Annotated in this window: 17 protein-coding genes; 3 read left to right on the top strand and 14 right to left on the bottom strand. The window is 70.0% G+C overall.

Features of this window, described 5'->3' with window-relative positions; translation table 11 throughout:
• Positions 1 to 25: 25 nt before the first annotated feature.
• Positions 26 to 628 (top strand): GNAT family N-acetyltransferase, encoded by a 603-nt coding sequence (locus tag ACIBTM_RS26960; protein ID WP_395879915.1) that lies wholly within the window; start codon positions 26 to 28, stop codon positions 626 to 628.
• Positions 625 to 1,674, top strand: coding sequence for a C45 family autoproteolytic acyltransferase/hydolase (locus ACIBTM_RS26955; protein ID WP_395879914.1), 1,050 nt, complete (start codon positions 625 to 627; stop codon positions 1,672 to 1,674). Before ACIBTM_RS26960 ends, ACIBTM_RS26955 begins: the two co-directional genes overlap by 4 nt.
• Before the next feature lie 94 nt (positions 1,675 to 1,768).
• Here ACIBTM_RS26955 and ACIBTM_RS26950 read toward each other — a convergent pair whose 3' ends face one another.
• The 14 genes from ACIBTM_RS26950 to ACIBTM_RS26885 form a co-directional block, all read right to left on the bottom strand.
• Positions 1,769 to 2,623 (bottom strand): SAM-dependent methyltransferase, encoded by an 855-nt coding sequence (locus ACIBTM_RS26950; protein WP_395879913.1) that lies wholly within the window; start codon positions 2,621 to 2,623, stop codon positions 1,769 to 1,771.
• Positions 2,624 to 2,637: 14 nt separating this feature from the next.
• Positions 2,638 to 3,309, bottom strand: coding sequence for a response regulator transcription factor (locus tag ACIBTM_RS26945; RefSeq protein WP_395879912.1), 672 nt, complete (start codon positions 3,307 to 3,309; stop codon positions 2,638 to 2,640).
• Between the two features lie 172 nt (positions 3,310 to 3,481).
• The gene (locus ACIBTM_RS26940) at positions 3,482 to 4,936 is read right to left on the bottom strand and encodes an MATE family efflux transporter (protein ID WP_395879911.1); all 1,455 of its coding nucleotides are present in this window, start codon (positions 4,934 to 4,936) and stop codon (positions 3,482 to 3,484) included.
• A complete protein-coding gene (locus ACIBTM_RS26935) occupies positions 4,933 to 6,081 on the bottom strand; it encodes an acyl-CoA dehydrogenase family protein (protein WP_395879910.1) in 1,149 nt (382 codons plus the stop codon). The genes ACIBTM_RS26940 and ACIBTM_RS26935 overlap by 4 nt, the downstream gene beginning before the upstream one ends.
• Positions 6,078 to 7,547 (bottom strand): hypothetical protein, encoded by a 1,470-nt coding sequence (locus tag ACIBTM_RS26930; protein WP_395879909.1) that lies wholly within the window; start codon positions 7,545 to 7,547, stop codon positions 6,078 to 6,080. Before ACIBTM_RS26930 ends, ACIBTM_RS26935 begins: the two co-directional genes overlap by 4 nt.
• A gap of 3 nt (positions 7,548 to 7,550) precedes the next feature.
• The gene (locus ACIBTM_RS26925) at positions 7,551 to 7,817 is read right to left on the bottom strand and encodes an acyl carrier protein (RefSeq protein WP_125795815.1); all 267 of its coding nucleotides are present in this window, start codon (positions 7,815 to 7,817) and stop codon (positions 7,551 to 7,553) included.
• Between the two features lie 63 nt (positions 7,818 to 7,880).
• Entirely contained in the window at positions 7,881 to 8,813 is a 933-nt protein-coding gene (locus ACIBTM_RS26920) for a 3-oxoacyl-[acyl-carrier-protein] synthase III C-terminal domain-containing protein (protein ID WP_395879908.1), read from the bottom strand.
• 113 nt (positions 8,814 to 8,926) lie between these two features.
• Positions 8,927 to 9,970, bottom strand: a complete 1,044-nt coding sequence (locus tag ACIBTM_RS26915) for an alcohol dehydrogenase catalytic domain-containing protein (protein ID WP_395879907.1) — start codon at positions 9,968 to 9,970, stop codon at positions 8,927 to 8,929.
• The gene (locus ACIBTM_RS26910) at positions 9,967 to 11,802 is read right to left on the bottom strand and encodes a beta-galactosidase trimerization domain-containing protein (RefSeq protein ID WP_395879906.1); all 1,836 of its coding nucleotides are present in this window, start codon (positions 11,800 to 11,802) and stop codon (positions 9,967 to 9,969) included. Before ACIBTM_RS26910 ends, ACIBTM_RS26915 begins: the two co-directional genes overlap by 4 nt.
• The gene (locus ACIBTM_RS26905) at positions 11,799 to 12,773 is read right to left on the bottom strand and encodes an NAD-dependent epimerase/dehydratase family protein (protein ID WP_395879905.1); all 975 of its coding nucleotides are present in this window, start codon (positions 12,771 to 12,773) and stop codon (positions 11,799 to 11,801) included. Before ACIBTM_RS26905 ends, ACIBTM_RS26910 begins: the two co-directional genes overlap by 4 nt.
• Positions 12,763 to 14,085 (bottom strand): nucleotide sugar dehydrogenase, encoded by a 1,323-nt coding sequence (locus tag ACIBTM_RS26900; RefSeq protein ID WP_395879904.1) that lies wholly within the window; start codon positions 14,083 to 14,085, stop codon positions 12,763 to 12,765. The genes ACIBTM_RS26905 and ACIBTM_RS26900 overlap by 11 nt, the downstream gene beginning before the upstream one ends.
• A complete protein-coding gene (locus ACIBTM_RS26895; protein ID WP_395879903.1) occupies positions 14,082 to 15,524 on the bottom strand; it encodes a class I adenylate-forming enzyme family protein in 1,443 nt (480 codons plus the stop codon). The genes ACIBTM_RS26900 and ACIBTM_RS26895 overlap by 4 nt, the downstream gene beginning before the upstream one ends.
• The gene (locus ACIBTM_RS26890) at positions 15,514 to 15,783 is read right to left on the bottom strand and encodes a phosphopantetheine-binding protein (protein ID WP_395879902.1); all 270 of its coding nucleotides are present in this window, start codon (positions 15,781 to 15,783) and stop codon (positions 15,514 to 15,516) included. Before ACIBTM_RS26890 ends, ACIBTM_RS26895 begins: the two co-directional genes overlap by 11 nt.
• A gap of 1 nt (position 15,784) precedes the next feature.
• Positions 15,785 to 16,723 carry an alpha/beta hydrolase fold domain-containing protein gene (locus tag ACIBTM_RS26885; RefSeq protein ID WP_395879901.1) on the bottom strand — a complete coding sequence of 313 codons (939 nt, stop codon included), beginning with the start codon at positions 16,721 to 16,723 and terminating at the stop codon, positions 15,785 to 15,787.
• 196 nt (positions 16,724 to 16,919) lie between these two features.
• On the opposite strand from ACIBTM_RS26885, the gene ACIBTM_RS26880 reads away from it, so the two are divergent.
• Positions 16,920 to 18,305 carry an aldehyde dehydrogenase family protein gene (locus ACIBTM_RS26880; RefSeq protein WP_395879900.1) on the top strand — a complete coding sequence of 462 codons (1,386 nt, stop codon included), beginning with the start codon at positions 16,920 to 16,922 and terminating at the stop codon, positions 18,303 to 18,305.
• Positions 18,306 to 18,310: the final 5 nt, after the last annotated feature.

Raw genomic sequence — 18,310 nt, 5'->3', positions numbered from 1 at the left:
ACTCGGCGGACTCGAAAGGAACGGCATGAGCTGGCTGGAACTCGCGGCTACGACCCTGGACAACGAGTACGTACTCCTGCGGCCGATCGTGGCCGAGGACCGGGCCGCGGTGCGGTCCATCGCGATGGACCCGGACATCTGGCGCTTCTTCGTCTCCCGCGTCGAGACCGATGCCGACTTCGAAGCCTTCTTCGACGCCACGCTCGCCGACCACACCAACGGCACCCGGGTCGTCTACCTGGTCACCGACAAACGTGACGGTCGCGCCGCGGGCAGCATGAGCTACGGCAATCTGGCCGAACGCGACGGCAGGCTGGAGATCGGGTGGTCGTGGCTCGGCCGGGATTTCCGCGGCAAGGGGATGAACCGGTGGGCGAAGTACTTGCTGCTCCGACACGCCTTCGAACGCCTGGGGGCGGAACGGGTCGAGTTCAAAACCGACCGGCTCAACGAGCAGGCGCGTAGCGCGCTGCGTAATATCGGTGCCCGCGAAGAAGGCACGCTGCGCAGCTTCAACCCGATGCCAGGAGGACGACGCCGGGACGCCGTGTTCTTCAGCGTCTTGCGCGCCGAGTGGCCGCGGATCAAGGAACAGCTCGAACGGCAGCCGAAGATCACTCCCGGATGACCCGCGTACCGGACGTTCCGTTCGTCCGCGTCGAGGGCGATGCCCGTTCCCGGGGACGTGCGCATGGAACGGCTCGCGCGGCCGCTTTGCGGGCTTTCCTCGACGATGATCTCTGCCGCCTCAACCGGATCCTGTGGCGGCCCGTGCCGCCGGCCACGCTCGGTCCCACGATCGACGCCTACCGGACGGCGATCGCCGCCGCGGTGCCGGAGCTTGCCGACGAGATCGACGGGCTGGCGGAAGGGGCGGGCCTGAGCCGCCGGGAGGCGGTACTGCTGCAGGCACGGCGCGAGATACTGGGCTACCGCAGGGTGCCTGCTCACGGCGACTGCACCGCTTACGCGCGGGTGGGGCACGGCACCCCGGTACTCGCGCAGACGGTCGATCTCAACGGCGATCTCGCCGACCAGATCGCCGTCCTCGAGGTGGTGCGCGACGGTTCGCCCGGCCGCGCCCTCGTGCTCAGCTTCGGTGGGCAGCTCGGCTACCTCGGCCTGAACGACGCCGGGCTGGCGATCGGCATCAACCTGATCCTGGGAGGGACCTGGAAACCGGGGGTACCGCCCTATCTCGCGGTCCGATACCTCCTCGATCACGCTCGTGACGTGAACGAGGGCATCGAGCTGCTTCAGACCCTGCCGCTGGCCAGTTCACGCAACCTCGTGCTCTGCGACCGGTCCCGCGCGGCATGGGTCGAGCTGGTGGACGGCCGGATGCGGACCGTCTCCGCACCTGTTTTCGCGCATACGAACCACATCCTGCACCCGGATCTGATGGCTGAAGACGAGGTGAACCGGTTCGCTCGCCGCGCTTCGGTACGGCGGCTCGACGCTTGCGTCACGGGCCTCGCCGGGCTGCGCGCGAACGCGACCGCCGCGGAGCACTTCGCGCTGCTGTCGGCGCCGCCGGTGCACGTCGCCGCGAACGGCGACATCCGTCACGAGCACACGGTGGCCACGGTGGTCCTGTTTCCCGCTCGCGGTGAGCTGCACTTGCGACCGGGGGGCCAGGTGGACGGTCCGGCCAGGGTCTTCACGCTCAGGTGAAGGTGAAGTGGCTGAGGGACGGCGCCGCTCTCTGTCGTGAGTGGCGCGCCCGCTTGCGGGTCGATGCGCCGAGCACCGAACGGGGAGGCACGGTCTAGACAGCCGCCTCGACGAGGTAGCTACGGGGCAAGTCGCGCAGCGTCTCGGGCGCCACGGAGGCGGGCCACCGCCCGTAGTCGGCTGCCGGAGCACCCGGTTCGACGACCTCGTCCACCAGCCAGCCGCAGTTCTGGACGAATCCGCCGGGCTGGTCGGTGCCGAAGCGCCACGGGCTGCCCGCCGCCTCCAGTTTCCCCAGAAACGGCTTCAGGTAAGGGAAACGGAAGATTCCGGTGCCGATGAGGTCGGCCGCGAACAGACTGCCGGGTGCGGACAGCTCGGCGGTACGCGCGACCACGTACCGGGCCAGCGACTCGGGGAGGTAGAACAGCAGCCCCTCGGCGAACCAGATCGTCGGCCGGGCCGGATCGAAACCGTTGTCCGACAATGCGCCAACCCAGTCGTCAGTGAGGTTCACCGGCACCCGGCGACACTCGCAGCGAGCTTCCGCGCCGGCCATCGACAGGCGGGATTCCTTGTAGGACAGCAAGTCCGCCTGGTCCACTTCGAACACGACGGCCGTTTCGGGCCAGTCCAGCCGGTACGCCCTGGTGTCCAGACCCGCGCCGAGACCGACGATCTGGCACCCCGGCCTGGCCGACCGCAGAAGAAACTCGTCGAACCAGCGGGTCCGGATGGCCAGGAACGGGTTGCCCTCGTCGGCCGCGTGCGACGGGTGGAAGTGGGACAGCAGGGCGACGCCTTCCTGGCCGGCGAGCGTCGCCGCGAACGGATCGTCGAAGAGTCTGTCGTGGCGACGGCTCTCCCGTGCCCGCGCGGCGGCCGTCCACAGTGCTGTTTTGGCGACTTCGGCGAAGGATTCGCGCTCGCCGGACAGGTCAGCGGTCATGGTCCTACGTCCCGTCAGTGATCGTCGAGAAGGCCGGCTTTGATGGCGTTGACCGCCGCGGTCGTCCGGTTCGGCGAGTCGAGCTTCAGCATGATGCTGCCCACGAGCCGTTTCGCGCCGTGGCTCGAGATGGTCAGGCGCCGGGCGATCTGCTTGTTGCTCAGCCCCTTCACGAGCAGGGAGAGCGCTTCCGTCTCACGGCTGGTCAGCTTCACGGCCCGCATCCGCTGACGCGAGGTAGGGTCGTCCGCCCTGAACAGCAACTCCCGTGCGAGCCGCGAAGGCATCGGCAGTTCGCCGAGCGCGCACCGGCGCAGGCCCTCGCCGAGTGTCTCGGCGGACAGATCCTGCTGGGACAGGAATCCGTCCACCGGAACCGAGGTGGGCAGAACCGGACCGGTGACCGACATCTCGTCGATCACCACGAGGATCTTCGTCTTCGCGGCGAATGCGCCCGCGACGCTGTCCAGCCACCGCGTGTCGGCCGAGGCGACGATGACGAAGTCCAGTACCGGCAGCGCGGCCAGCCCGTCGATGTCCTCCCGGCTGCCGCAGCGGTGAACCGTCCCGACACCGGGTACGGACCTCAACACGATTTCCAGCCCGTGCCGCAGGACCTCGTTGCCGGACAGGAGTGCGATGCTGAACATGCCGGCGTCCTCGGCGACCGGAACGGTATGCGTCATGGCTGTGCCCCTTCCCCTCGTGGCGGCTCGTGCCGCTGCGGCCGGAACAACGCCGCTTCTCATTGATAGCAGCGGGTTCCGGCGCCCGACCCGGCAGAATCACTGACCGGCCATGCCAAATGTGCGGCAGAGGTCCGCCGCCCGCGACGGCACGACCGCGCCAAACCGCACGTCAGGGCTGCCCCGACTCGATCCGGCTCGCCCTGCGGACCACGACCACCACCGCCACTACGACGGTGATTCCCACCAGGTTGGCCAACGCCACCGTGTGGTAGAAGGCGACCGGGTCGTGCACCGCCGCCACGACCAGCGCACTGGCGACCACGATGACGACGTAGTAGAAGATGTTCAACAGCACCGCGACCAGCCCGGAACCGATCTGTTCCATGATGTTCAGCGAGGCCAGGACCGGCCCCTGCAGGACATAGGTCAGCCCGATCGTGCCAAGGTACAGCGCGGTCTGGTGGGACACCTCGGGCACGTCGGACATCAGCGAACCCAGCGGTCCGCTCGCCGCCCACACCGCGACCCCGAGCACGACGTAGGTCCCGATCGCGATCTCCAGGCCGGTGCGGAGCGTGCCAGGCAGCCATTCGGCCTTGCCCGCCCCCCGTTGCTGGTTGAGCACGATCGCCGTCGCCGAGCCAAGGACGATACCGGGCATCAGTACCAGGATCTGCAGACTCGACGCGCCGGAGTAGGCCGAGACGACCGTGGGATCGAAAACCCCGAGCACCCGCAGCAGCACGAGGTTGGAGCCGAACAGGATGACCTGGGTGGTCGCCACCGGCAGACCGACCTGCCGCAGATGCCGGACGGCGTCCGGTTGCCACGGTTTCGGCTGCCCCGGCCGCCACAGACCAGTGCGGCGCAGGAAGAACAGCCCGAGTGCCAGTCCGGCGACCGACGACAGCGCGATCGACAGCGGAACACTGCTCGCGCCCATTCCGGCGCCGATGCCCAGCACCCACACCCCGCCGAACTGGATACCCGCCCCCACCAGCATCACCGCCGCGCTGTGCCGCGCATGGCCGAACCCGCGCAGGCTGGACGCGCAGAGGACCACGCCGACGTAGGTCAGCTCGGCCAGCGCCATCCAACGGACGAAGGAAACGAAGTGGTCGTGGGACGACGGCGGCACCAGCAGCGCGTCGGCGAGCAACGGCGCGACGAGCGCCAGCACGACGATGAGAGCCGAGATGAACGCCAGCCACATCCGGCTGAAACTCAGCGCCATCGGCACCACGTCCTGAGGGCGCCCCCGGCCGCGGTTGATGGCCGCGGCGACCTGATTGCTGATGTCGAACGCGATGAACAACGCGAGGAACAGGCTCGCCACGGGCATGTACAGCGCACGTACGTAGAGCGCGTCCCCGTCCATCCTGCCCAGCAACGCCTGGACACCGACCACCACCAGCAGACCGATGACCTCGGCCAGCACCATGGGAACGGCCAGCCGCGCGAGCGCGGCGCGGATCGAACGGCGGTCCGGCCCCGGCACCGCCCACGGCGGCGGACCACCACCGGGAGGCGGGCCACCCGCCGGATCCGGCGGCCCACCGCCCGGACCGGATGGCATGTGTGGGGCCGCCTCTCCTGGGCCGCCGTGCTTGTTCGGCTGAGTCATGATGTCCTCCCTCGGGTGAGCTGGTGGTGGACGGCGAGCTTCTGCACGTCGCCCGAGCCCTCCATGAACTCGACGCCGCGCGCGTCCCTGGCGAACTTGTCGAGCAACGGGTGATCGAGCCGGGCACCGGGACCGAAGAATCCGAGCGCCGCGAGGGTCACGTCCTCGGCCAGCCGGGTGGAGCGCACTTTCGCCGCCGAGGCCAGGTGGCCCTGCGCCGGATTCGCGTCGACGGTGACGGCCGCGTGCCGCACGAGCCGTCGAGCCGCGTCGATCCGCAGTCCGAGCTCTTCCCAACGAGTGCGCTCGCCGCCCCGCAGAACCCGGCGGTGCTCCCGCACGTAGTCGTGGGCGGCCCGCGCCACGCCGACCCCCATCGCCGCGACCACGGGACGGAGCCGGTCGAACGTCCGGGTCCAGCCCAGAATGCCGCGACGGACCGCCGAGAGCTGCCGTCCGAGCAGACGCTCCGGCGGCAGCCGGACGGAGCGCAGCGTGAGTTCGCTCAGCCCCGCCGCGCTCAACCCGAGGGTCGGCAACGCGGTCGCGGTGTACCCGGCGTCCTCGGCGTCGACGAGCACCGCGCGGATGCCGAGCGGCCCCGGATCCGACCGGGCGAAGACCACGCCGACCCCGGCGCGGCCGGCGTTGCCGATGTACTTCTTCACGCCGTCGAGCAGATAGCCGTCGCCGTCACGGCGCAGACGGGTTTCGAGACTGGTGGCCGCAGAACCGCCACCTGGTTCGGTGAGCGCGAAGAACGTCCAGGTCGGCCGGGACGCCAGCCTGCCGAAGAAGTTCTCCTGCTGCCGTTCGTCACCCAGCAGCGCGACCAGCGGTCCCGCCATCGGCGCGCCGGGCGCGGCCATCAGTGCCCCGAGATCACCACAGGCCAGTTCCTCGACGAGCACCACCTGCTCCAGCAAGCTGTCCCCGGTGAACCGGTGCGACCCGACGACCAGTGGCGCGGGACGGAACCGTGGCGGGCTCTGGAACAACCCGACGTGGTCCATCGCGGGCAAGCCGAGCGACTCCACGATCAGGTCGGGCTTACGTTCGAGCCGCAGGGCGACGGCACGCAGATCGCCCGCCCAGCCACGGGCGTGCGTTCGCAGCGCGAGCAGACGGTCATCCAGTTCGGTCATCCGCGTTCCCCAGTGCTCTCCGTGCCGAGCCAGACGTCGGCGATCAGCTGGGACACGTAGGCCACCCGCCCCGGCCCATCACTGAGGAAGCCACTCGCCGCCAGCAGCCGCGACAGGAGGCGGTCGGCGTCGGTGATCCGGCGGTGCACCCGGCGCAGGGTCGGCGGATCGAGGCCAGGCGCACCGAGTACGGCCTCGATCTCGAACTGCTCGATCAGGGCGTCCGCCAGCTGACCGGCGACCAGCTGCCGGTCGAGAAGGCTGCCGTCGCCGCTGGCGCGCTCCCCCAGGTACGCGACGCACCGGTCGGTGAGCTGTTCGGACGCCCCCAGCCGCAGCCAGGCGAGTCCGGTCAACCACTTCGCGTCGTCGGCGGCCGGGCGGGGACCGCGCTCTCCGACGGCGAGGCCCTCGGCGGCGAGCAATTCCCCTGATGTCGCGGGCAGGTCGTCCTCGGCCGGTTCGCCTTCCCCTCGCCGGACGAGGACGTGCCCACCCGGGCCCGCCGGGGGCCCGCCCGGGACCGACTCCAGCAGCACGTCGAATCCAGCGCCGAGGCTCTCGCCCCGCGTCACCGCCCGGCAGCGCGCCCATTGCCGGGCGGTCGCGCGCGGGGGTGTCTCGATCGAGCAGGTTCCCAGATAGCGCAGTACCGGGTCGTAGTCGGCCAGCATCACCCGGCGTCCCGCTTCCCAGTCGTCCAGCCGATCGACCAGCGCCGCCCACACGCCCGTGCACGGCCTGCCGGGTTCGGCCACCACCAGATCGAGGTCCGGCTGTTCGACGCCGATCCCGTGTCCTGCCACCAGTGCCGCGGGATGGTCGTCGGCCAGCAGCGCGGTCACCGACGCGATCGCCTCATCGCGTCCGAGATCGGCCTGGCAACGGATCACCGGGCAGTCGCCGTCCGCATGACGGCTCAGCACCAGTGCGACCACAGCGTCGAGAGCGGGCCTCACCTCGCGCGGGGCAGGCTGATCGTCGTCCATCAAGGTGGTCTGGTCCAGGATCAGCACGAGCGCGCGATCGAACCCGTCCGCGGTCGCGTAGTCGGCCACGATCCGGAGCGCGGTGAAAGCGGCCGCGGCACCCTGATCCGACACCGCCAGCACCAGCGGGTCGCCAGGCAGCGCGTCGGCGGCGAAGCACGCGGGCCAGCCCGGTTCGGCATCGGGCGTACTGTGCGCGAGCACGACGAGGTCGAACGGCTCGTCCAGTGGTGCCAGATCCGCCAGCACACCGCCGATCATGTCGGTGAAGGTGTTGCGGCGGACGCGAGTGAAGTAGTCGTCCCGATGCCGCAGGCCGTACAGCGCCGCCAGATCGGCGAAGTACTGGATCAGGCCCGGATCGTAGGGGCGGCCCTCGCCGAAGACGCGGCTCGCGGCCCGCTCCAGTCGCAACGGCAGCCGTCTGCCGGCCTCCGGCGAGATCGGCGCCACCGCCGGTGAGGTCGCCAGGTACATCGGTCACACACTCGCCTGCTTGGCCACGTAGGTGGCCAAGGAGCCGACGGTTTCCAGGTACCGCTGCTCCAGCGTTTCGGCGTCGAACTGGAAGTCCAGCAGTTCCTCGAGCTGCATCAGCAGTTCCAGCGTGTTGACCGAGTCGAGGCCGAGTTCTTCGAACAGGCGAGTCTCCTCGGACATCGTCGCCGGCTCCCGCCTGCTCATGGTCGCCAGCAGGCCGATGGCCGTTTCGACGATCTTGCCGCGCTCGACGCTGTGCGACTCCATGGTTGTTGCCTCCAGTCTGCTGTTCTTCTCTGAGTGGGTGGTGCTGTCGGTCGTCCTCGCGGCTCAGTGCTGGAAGACCATCGCGGCGAAGGTCGCCCCGAGACCGACCGACGTCATCACGTAGCGGGCTCCCCGGCGGAGGCGTCCGCCGTCGATCGCCGTCCGGTAGTTGATGAACGAGTCGGCGCAGAAGCAGTGCCCCAGCTCGGGCAGGTTGTCCAGTAGGATCCGGTCCCTCGGCAGACCGATCGACTTCGCCACCCGGAGCCACGACATCTGGTTGACGTTGTGCGGCAGTACGAGGTCCACATCGGACACTTCCAGTCCTGCCCTGCCCACCGCCGCGAGGATCACCTCCGCGAGCGCGGGCGCGTAGAGCCGATCGAAGGTCGCCATCAGCTCAGGCGTAAGAAAGGGACCGGTGTGGTATTCGCCGTGGGTCCTGGTCGCGTAACCGATCAACCGGTCCCGCTCGCCACTCGCGGTGACCAGGACGGCCGCCATACCTTCGCCCATGATCGCGGAGTCCGCGATCACCTGTGCCGAAGGTGTGAACGCCTTTTCCCCCACCAGGATCAGCGCCAGCGCGTCCGAGTCGCCGTCCGCGGCGAGGAGCTTGCCGCAGAGGTCGACGGCGAGCAGTCCGGACGCGCAGGCGTGCTGGGTGAGGGAGAAGGCGATCGCGTGGTCGAGACCGAGCGCCTCGCGAACTTCGTGCAACGGGTTGCGGGGATAGGGCGCGGCGAGCTGGATCGTCTTGGCCTGCACGAGATACCGCACGTGGTTTTCCCTGCCGCGTAACGCGTCGAGCCCCTCCGCCGCGGCCAGCATCAGCTCGGTGATCGACTCCGACGGTGCGAGCCGCAGCCGGGAGAATCCGTAGAACCTGTGGTAGAGCTTGATTTGTGCCGGGCTGAGGCCTACATCGGCGAGGTACGGGGTGATCGATGTGACCTCCTCCGGCAGATGCACCGATACCGCCTCCAACGCCGTCATCCGTCCTCCTCGCTTGCTGATGTCCTCACGTTCCCAGACCCCCGCCGACCTCGGTAATGCGCGAACGGGCGGGCCACCGAGCGGCACGAACGGCTACCGCTGATCGGATGTCCTCACCCGGATGCGTCGAGAACCACCTTGAAGGCTTCGCGCCGGTCGAACAGGCGATAGGCCTCGGCGGCGGCGGAAAGCGGCATGCGGTGCGACACGAGCGCGGCCGGGTCGAGCCGGTCCGCCCGGACGAGCGCGAGCACCTGGTCCCGGTGTCGGATCGGGTCGCCGACAACGAATCTCATCGTGAGTTCCCTGGCGAAGGCCGTGCCTGCGGGGAATGGCAGATCCAGTGCGTGGTGCGCGCCCACGACGGCGATCGTGGCGCAGGGGCGGGCGGCGCCCACGGCCGCGGTCAGCGCGGCGTCGGTCCCGACCGCTTCGACCACCGCCGGTGCGCCGTCCGGCGCACCGGCGCGAGCGAGCGCCGCGCTGAGACCGGCGGGCGACGACGCGGTGAACCCGAGCCGGTTCGCGTGCTCCCGGCGTTCCTGGTCGAGGTCGATCACGACGACCCGCGCGGCGCCGGCGGCGGTGGCGCACATGGCCGCGCACAGCCCGACCGGTCCGCCGCCCACCACGGCGACGACCTGTCCCGGCAGCAGCGCGGTGGCCTGGATCGCGGCGTATCCCGTGGACAGGATGTCACCGGCGAACAGTGCTTCCTCATCGGTGAGATCGTCGGGTATGGCGGCCAGGACGACGTCCGCGTACGGGACACGCACGTACTCCGCCTGACCACCGGGCAGGGCGGCACCGACCACGGTCGAGTAGCCGAACAGAGTCACCAGCTCACACTGGTAATGCTCGCCACGCGCGCACCGTTCACACCGTCCACATGCGACAATGTCGGAGGCGACAACCCGTTGCCCCACAAGTAAAGAGACCTCATCTCCGGCGTCGACCAGCGTGCCGGTGAACTCGTGTCCGAGTACCGTGCCGGATTCGAACCCCGGGATCTCACCTCGGTACGGATGCAGGTCGGTACCGCAGATCGCCGTCCTGGTGACCCGGACGACGGCGTCCCGCGGCCCTCGCACCGACGGCATCGGCAGATCCGGTGCCACCCGGACGTCTCCCGGCCCGTGGTACACCACGCCCCTCATCCGGGCACCCCCGTTCCCGCCGGAACGATCCGCCAGTCCTTCGGTTCCAGCTCCACCTCCGCCGTGGCGCCCGTCCGCCAGCTCAGGACCGCCCGCGCGGGTTCGGCGCCGTGGTTGATGACCAGCGCGGCCCCGCCTGGATCGGCTCTGGCAGGCACCACCTCCACCTCCGGCAGCGTGCAGTCGATTTCGGGGAGGACACCGGCGAACTCGGCGATCCGACGGTAGAACCGCTCACCACCCCAGGCTTCGAGACGCCCCGGCCGGTCGAGCTGCCGTTCCACCGGCGCGCCACAGAACAGCATCCGTCCCGGTCCGACGGCGTTGACGAACACCGCGGGGCTGCCGTCGCGGTAGAACCCGACCGGGTCGGCCGTGGTCGGCACGACGTCCGAGGCGGTCCGGTTCTCCCAGTCCAGCGCCCACTCGTCCGTGCCCCAGCACAACGACTTCCGCCCGTCCGCGCACAGGCGGAAGTCCTGAAGACGCACGCCGGCCACCGCGTCGCCGGGGAAACCGTGCAGATGGTCACCGAGCGAGTAATAGACACTGGCGCCGTCGGCGAGGCACGCACCGAGTCGCTCGATGTCCACCGCGCCGACCCTCGTCACGGACGGACACAACACCAGCCGGTAGCCGTCGATCGGACCGGACACGACGTCGAAGTCGAGATGCGCACGTTTGAGCAGGAGGTACGCGTAGAACGACGCGACGGTTCCCGAATCCGGGTCCAGATATGAGCCCCGTCCGGCGCGGACGGCCTCCGGGAGGTACAGCGCGATGGACGCGGTACCTCCGCGAGAGAAGCTCGCCAGCTCCTCCGCCGACGCCGCTACCCGGCTCAGCCGGGCGAGCGCGGGCTTCGGGCTGCCGTCGATCCGGCGCAGCCCGGTGTGGCGCTCGCCGGGGCGCTGGTCGTAGGGCTCGGTGGCGGCGGTGAGATCCTGCCAGCACCACACGGCGAGCCCGGCGGCGCCGTTGGCGAGCGCCGCCGCCGCGGCCGCGGCGAGGTACCGGGCCGCGACCTCGTCGCTCACTCCGTAACCACCCAGTTCGTCGACGTAAGGCAGGCCGTACGCCCCCGCGAACCGAACGAGGAAGGGCACCAGCGAAGTCGCCTTGTACGACATGGTGGACTCGATCGATCCTGGCGCCCAGGTCGGAAATCCGTGGACAGCGATGAGATCCAGGCCTCCCGCGTTGTCCACTCCGAACGGCGAGCCGCCGAAAACACCCGTGGCGTCGTTGGCCTGCGTCACCAGCACGCCCGGCAGTTCACGGCGCAACGTCGACGCCAGTAGCGCGTGCCACTCGGCGACATCCGCGCGGGACAGTGCCGCGGCCGCGGCGGGCTCGACGTTGGACACCTCGTCGCCGAGGTCGACGGCGAGCACGTTGCCAAGGCCGCGCAGCGACCCGGCGACCCGGCTCGCGAACTCGACCTGCCGTTCGAGCATGCCCTTGTCCAGCCACAGATCCCTGCCCCGCCGCCACGGCAGGTCCAGCCGCTGCCCGTTCATCCAGATCGTCAGCAGGGACAGCACGCACACCAGCCCCGCTTCCCCGGCGAACCGCACCGCGTCACGCAGCCGTTCGAACGACTCGCCGCGGTAAACGCCGGGCTCGGGCTCGAAGTCGCGCCAGAAGACGAACAGGCGCACAGTGTCGAAGCCGTCCGCTGCCATCCGGGCGAAGTCGGAGCGCAGCGCGTGCGGATCCCAGTCCGTCCAAATGCGACAGCCCGCCACCGAGGGGTGATAGTTGACCCCGACCGGGACGAAGTCCTCGCCGTCGCGCAGCAACAGGCCCGCACGCACGGTGAAGCCGGTCATGGCTCGGTCCGGGTGCGCTCGGCGAGGTACCACTCGAAGGTGCGGCGCAACCCTTCGTCCAGGCTCACCCGCGGCCGGTATCCCACGGCGTCGCGCAGCCTTCCGAGGTCGGGCAGCCGCCGCTCGGGCGACCCTGCCGGTGCCGGGTGGATGTCGAGTGCCGGCCGGTAACCGGCGAGCGTGACGACCTTGTCGGCGAGCCGGTCGATCCGGATCTCCTCCCGGTCGTTCCCGATGTTCACGACCATCGGGTCGGCATCGGGGAGCCGGGTGAGCGCGACGGTCGCGTCGATCGCGTCCTCGATGTAGCAGAACGCGCGAGCCTGTGTACCGCCGTAGACGGGGAACGGATCGAGCCTCCCGAGCGCCCGTGCGACGAACTGGGGGATCACGTGCTCGTCACCCATCCGCGGGCCGTAGATGTTGTGGTACCGCCCGATCCGCAAGCGTGACAGACCGCTCTGCCGGAACAGGGATTCCGCGACCACCTTGCTCAGCGCGTACGAAGCGCGCGGGGCGGCGGGAGCCGCGAGCGCGAACGGTCCGTCCTCCTTCGTCGGGTACGCCGTCAGGCCGAGGCCGGCGGCGCCGTCGGCGACCTCACTCGTGGAGCTGAGGAACAACGCTCCCGGCGGGTACCGGAGACACCACTCCAGTACGTTCAGCGCAGAGCGCAGGTTGACGTCGAGTACCAATGCCGCGTTCCGGCTGACCCTGGCCACCCCGACGACCGCTGCGAGGTGGTAGACGGCGTCGAACCCGTCGTCGGGCGGGTCGAACGGCAACGGTTCCCGGAGGTCGTGCTCGATCAGCGCGACGTGCTCGCCGAGTTCGCGGAAGTCCTCGTCCTGCCGTCCACGGGAGAAGTCGTCCACGAGGGTGACTTCGCTGCCCTCGCGGACGAGGTGCCGGGCCAGGTGCAGCCCGACGAACCCGGCGCCGCCGGTGATCATGACCCGTTCAGCGCCCATTGCCCAGCCTCCGGTAGTCCACGTCCGGAAGAGCGCCGAGCTCGTCTTCGAGCACGCCCCAGATGTCGACGACGGTGGCGGAAGGACGCATCCGCGTCCGCACCGCTTCGGCGGTGATCTCCCGCGCGTAGCGGGGGTGGTCGACCAGGACCAGCACGGCGTCGGCGTCGGCCATCCCCTCGTCGAGTGACGCGGGGGTGAGGCCGATCCGCGCGGTCGGCTCAGCGCCGACCACGTAGTCGTGTCCCGCCAGTTCCGCCACCCGGCCCCCGAGCAGCCGGACGACGTCGATCACGGCCGAACCACGCACGTCGTCGGTCTCCGGGTGGCCCTTGTAGGCGATGCCGCACACCAGGACCTTCGCGTCCTTGACCGGACGCCCCGCCGTGGCCAGCGCCGCGAGCACGTGCTGCACCGCCGCCCGCGGAACCCGTTCGTTGACCTCACGGGCGGCGGCGACCATCGGCGGGTGGTAGCCGGCTTCCTCGGCCGAATACGCCAGCAGGTACGGATCCTTGGTCAGGCAGCTGCCTCCGACATACCCCGGACGGCACAGATCCGGCCGCGGATACCGCAGGTTCGCCGACGCGATGACCTCACTGGCGTCGACCGCGAGTGCCTCCGAGATCAACGCGACCTCGTTGCCGAAACCGTAGATGAGATCGGTATGCGCGTTGCAGACGAGCTTCACCAGCTCCGCGGCTTCCGGGCTGGACACCGGAACCTGATCCGGAGCGACCGGCGCGTACAGCTCCTTCGCCCTGGCGAGGGACCGCTCGTCGATCGCGCCGATGACCTGGGGCAGCTCTGACAGCTCCGCCATCGCGCGCCCCTGGATGGTGCGTTCCGGGCAGAACGCGAGCAGCGGATCGACCCCCCGGTCCCGCAGCCGGGCACGCACCAGCTTCCGGGTGGTGCCCACCGGCACGGTGCTGCGGACGACCACCAGTGTGTCGTCGTCCACCCATGGCGCGATGTCGTCGACGGCGGCCCGCAGATGGGCCAGATTCGGTCGCTTCGTCTCCGGGTCCACGGCGGTGCCGACGCAGATCACCACCGCGTCCGGCCATGACGGCGGCTCCGCCGCGATCGTGAACCGCTCCCCCAGCTGTTCCCTCAGCAGCTCGGCCACCCCCGGCTCGTGGAACCGCGGATGGCCGGCGGCCAGCGACGATCTGACCTCGGGGTCCGTCTCCACACCGACCACCGTCCTGCCCTGTCGCGCGAACGACAGGGCCAGTGGCAGTCCGACGTACCCCAAGCCGATCACGGCGATCGGGCCGCCGCCCGGAGGGGCTCCTGGATGATTCATGTGACTCCCTCGCTCTCGTCGTCGCGGGCGGCGCCGAGCGCCTCCCGTAGCAGCCGCGCGTCGACCTTCCCCATCGCCGTCCGCGGTACGCGCTCCAACACCACCAGGCGGTGGGGTGTCTCGTAAGGCAACAACCCGAGCTCGCGGCAGGACGCCAGCACGTCCCGCGTGGTCGTGCCCGGCGCGAGCACCACCGCGGCGTGCAGGCGTTGCTCACCGGTCCCGTCGTCGTTGTCGCCGTAGACCGCGACATCCCGCACACCGGGCGTCGCACCGAGGAATCGTTCGATCCGCTGCGGATTGACCTTTCTCCCGCCCACGTTGACGAACGTCGTCTTGCGGCCGGTGAGGAACAGGTGGCCGTCTTCGAGACGACCCGTGTCGCCGGTGTCGTAGAAGCCGTCTTCGATGCGGGCCGGGCCGGTCGCGCCGGCGTAACCCTCGAACAACGTCGGGGTCCGCACCAGCACCCTTCCCGCGTCGTCGACCCGCAGTTCCGTTCCCGGCGGCGCGGTTCCCACCGAACTGGCGGGCCACACCGTCGCCGACGCCGGATGGCAGGCGATCAGTCCCGTCTCCGTACTGCCGTAAACCTGGCGCACGGGACAGCCCAGACGGCGTCGCGCGCCGTTCGCCAGCTCGTCGGTGAGTGGCGCGCCGGAGGACAGCGCCACTCTCAGTGCCCGCCCCGCCGTCGGCAGCGCCGGGATCAGCAGCCGGTAGGCGAGCGGCGTGGCCAGCAAAGCCGTGGCACCACCGTCGAGCGCCTCGACCGCTCTGCGGACGGTGAACCGGGGCAATGTCCACACATCCGCCCCGGACACCAAGGACGCGAGCAGTCCGCCGATCAGACCGAACGAATGCGCGACGGGGACGGCGACGGCGACCGAGTCGTCCGCGGTCAGCTCGAAGGTCCGCCGGTAGGTCAACGCACCCGACAACACGTTGCGAAGCGGCTGGCGAGCCAGCTTCGGTTCACCGGTCGACCCGGACGTCAGCTGCAACACCTCGCCGTCCGGTGCGCCGAACCCGACGGTGCCCGGCGGAGCCGTCTCCGCACGCCAGGCCCGGTGTGGCCGCTCCGGTACACCGACCACAGTGGACGCGCCGATCCGATGCACCACCGAACGCGGATCGTCCACTATGGACGAATGTGATTCCAGCACCACGACATTCACGCCCGACGTCATCAGGCCGAACAGCGTGGTAACGCTGTCGGCGTCGCCGTTGGCCACCACGACGACCGGCCCGCCGGGAAGCCCGGCCGCGCGTCGCTCGACCTGGGTGACCGCGTCGTCGATTTCCGCCCAGGTGGTGTGGTCCCAGCCGGTCGCGGTGGCGACCCGCAAGGCGATCCGATCCGGTACCCGCTCCCGATTCCATTTCAGCCTCGCCCGCAGCACCGCGCGTACCGGCGTCGCCGCCCCTTCAGTCCACATAGGACGTGATCACCGACGCCAACGCCGCGGGCGAGGCATCGTCGAAGATCGCCAGCAGCAACTGGGCCTGGAAGATGTCCGACGCCTCCTCTCCAGCCGGACCGTGTTCCGAAGCCAGCCGCTGGAGCACCTCCACCGCCCGGACGGAATCGCCTCCGCAGGCGAAGAAGTCGTCCTCGCCGTCCAGCGGTTCACGGGTCAGCACCTCGCCCATCACCCTGCCGATGGCGGGCACCAGGTCGATCGCCTGATCGTGCATCTCATCCCCTTCTCGTCGTGGTCGAGCGTGTGTTGTCTCTCAGCGCGGCGACCGCCAGGCGCTCCAGTTCGCCTGCCTCGGGCAAGAGCCCCGAGAGCCCGAACACGCCGTGGAACAACCCGTCGACCCGGTGCAGGGTGGCCGGGACGGCGGCGTCGGCCAGTCGTCGCGCGTAGGCTTCGCCCTCGGCGCGCAGGGGGTCGTGCTCGACGGTCAGGACCAGCGCCGGCGGCAGGCCACTCAGGTCGGGCGCACGCAGCGGTGACGCGTAGGGCTGTCCTCCGTCGGCGGAGTCGGCGAGGTATTGCTCGATGAACCAGGTCATCTGGCGTCGTGTCAGGTGAAATCCCCGGGCGTGCTCGGTCCTCGGTGCGAAGCAGTCGGTCACCGGGTAGACGAGAAGCTGGAAGCGAATGGATGGTCCGCCCTGGTCCCGCGCCATCAGGCAGGCGACGGTGGCGAGAGTGCCGCCCGCGCTGTCTCCCGCGACTGCGAGCCGGTCCGGTGCGGCGCCGTAGGCCGCGGCGTTCTCCGCCGCCCAGCGCACCGCGCGGTAGGCGTCCTCGACCGCGGCGGGGAACGGATGCTCGGGAGCGCGCCGGTAGTGCACCGCGATCACGACGGCCGGTGTCCTTTCCGCGATCATCCGGCACACGCCGTCGTGGGTGTCGAGGTCGCACAGCACGAACCCGCCTCCGTGGAAGTACACGACCACCGGCAGGGCACCTCCTGCGCCGGGATCTCGCGGCCGGTAGACGCGTACCGAGAGACCGCCGTCCAGGTCGACGTCCTCGACGGATCCGACGGGCGGGCCGGGCGGGAACCGGGCTTCGGCGTGGATGCGGCGCGCCTGTGCGGCGTCGGTCACGGTGCCGCCGACGTCCGGGTGAGCCGCGGCCATCATCGACATCACCGCCGCCGTGTATGCCTTGAGCACCACCGCGTCACCTCCGCGAGGACAAGCGACCCACGAACACCGTCGGTTCACGGTCGCAACAGGACGGACGCCGGACAAGCGGCCCTGGAGCGCGCGAAACACCTGGCCGGCCGGGCAGGTCACAAGGGCACCTTCCCGATCGCGGAGTTCCCGGTCAGGCTGGAAAACGGCCGGTGCAGTCGAGTGGCGGGAGCGGTCGATGACGTCTCAACCGGGGCGCGGTGCCACCACCGACCTGATCGCCGTGGAGGACCCCGCCACCGGTTCCGTCTTCGCCGAGATCGCGGCGACCTCGCCGTCGGAACTCGGCGGGATCGTCACCGCCGCCTCGGCCGCCCAGCCAGACTGGGCGCGAACTCCGTCGGATTCCCGCCGAGCCGCCCTGCGGGCCTGCGGTGCCTCGATCGCGGCCTGCCGGGAGGAACTGGCCACCCTGCTCACCAGGGAACAGGGCAAACCCCTGCGATCGGCCTACGCCGAGGTCGACGTCGCGGCAGACTGGTTCGACCACACCGCCGCACTTTCACTCGAACCGGAAACAGTCGCCGACGGGGGAACCCGGATCACCGTCGAGCACGTTCCGCACGGAGTGGTCGCCGCGATCGCGCCGTCGAACTTCCCGCTCATCCTGGCGGTGACGAAACTGGCCCCCGCGCTGCTGGCCGGGAACACGGTGGTGCTCAAACCGTCCCCGCTGACACCGCTGGCGACCACGCGGATGGCGGAGCTGCTCTCCGAGGTGCTGCCGAGGGGTGTCTGTGCGGCGGTGGCCGGCGGGGGTCGCCTGGGTGCCGCCCTGTGCGAGCATCCGGCGGTCCGGTTGATCTCCTTCACCGGCTCGGTCGAGACCGGTACGGCGATCGCGCGTTCCGCCGCCGCCCGCTTCGCCAGGGTCGTGCTGGAACTGGGTGGCAACGACGCCGCGATCGTGCTTCCCGGAGCCGACATCGCCACCACCGCCGAGCGGCTGTACGCAAGCGCCATGACCAACAGCGGTCAGTTCTGCGCCGCGGTCAAACGAGTCTACGTCCCCGCCGCCGATCGGTCGGAATTTGTCGAAGCCTTTGCCGCACAAGCGAAGGCCACCGTGATCGGGGCGGGAACCGACCCGGCGACCGACCTCGGCCCGGTGGTGAGCGAACCCCAGCTGACCAGGTTGCACGGCTTCGTGACCGAGGCGGCCCACGCGGGCGCCGAGATCGTCACCGGTGGCGTCGTCCTCGACCGCCCCGGCCATTTCTATCCGCCGACGATCGTGACAAGCCTGCCGCCGGGAACCCGGCTCGAGAACGACGAACAATTCGGTCCCGTGCTCCCGGTCATCGCCTACTCCTCGGTGGACGAAGCCATCGACAGGGCCAACGCGACGAAGTTCGGTCTCGGCGGTTCGGTATGGGGCGACCGGGAGACCGCGCGCCTGGTCGCCACCGGGCTCGACTGCGGAACGGTCTGGGTCAACACCCATGGCGACCTCCGGCCGGATGTGCCCTTCGGGGGCGTCCGGCAGTCGGGGATGGGTGTCGAGTACGGCTACTGGGGTCTCGTGGAGTACACCCACCCGAGAGTCCTGCACTTACGCGGCTGACATGA

The sequence above is a fragment of the Amycolatopsis sp. NPDC049868 genome (genome assembly GCF_044461365.1).
Classification (GTDB): Bacteria; Actinomycetota; Actinomycetes; order Mycobacteriales; family Pseudonocardiaceae; genus Amycolatopsis.
Note: the sequence above shows the minus strand (reverse complement) of the source record. Positions and strands in the feature narration are given on the sequence as shown.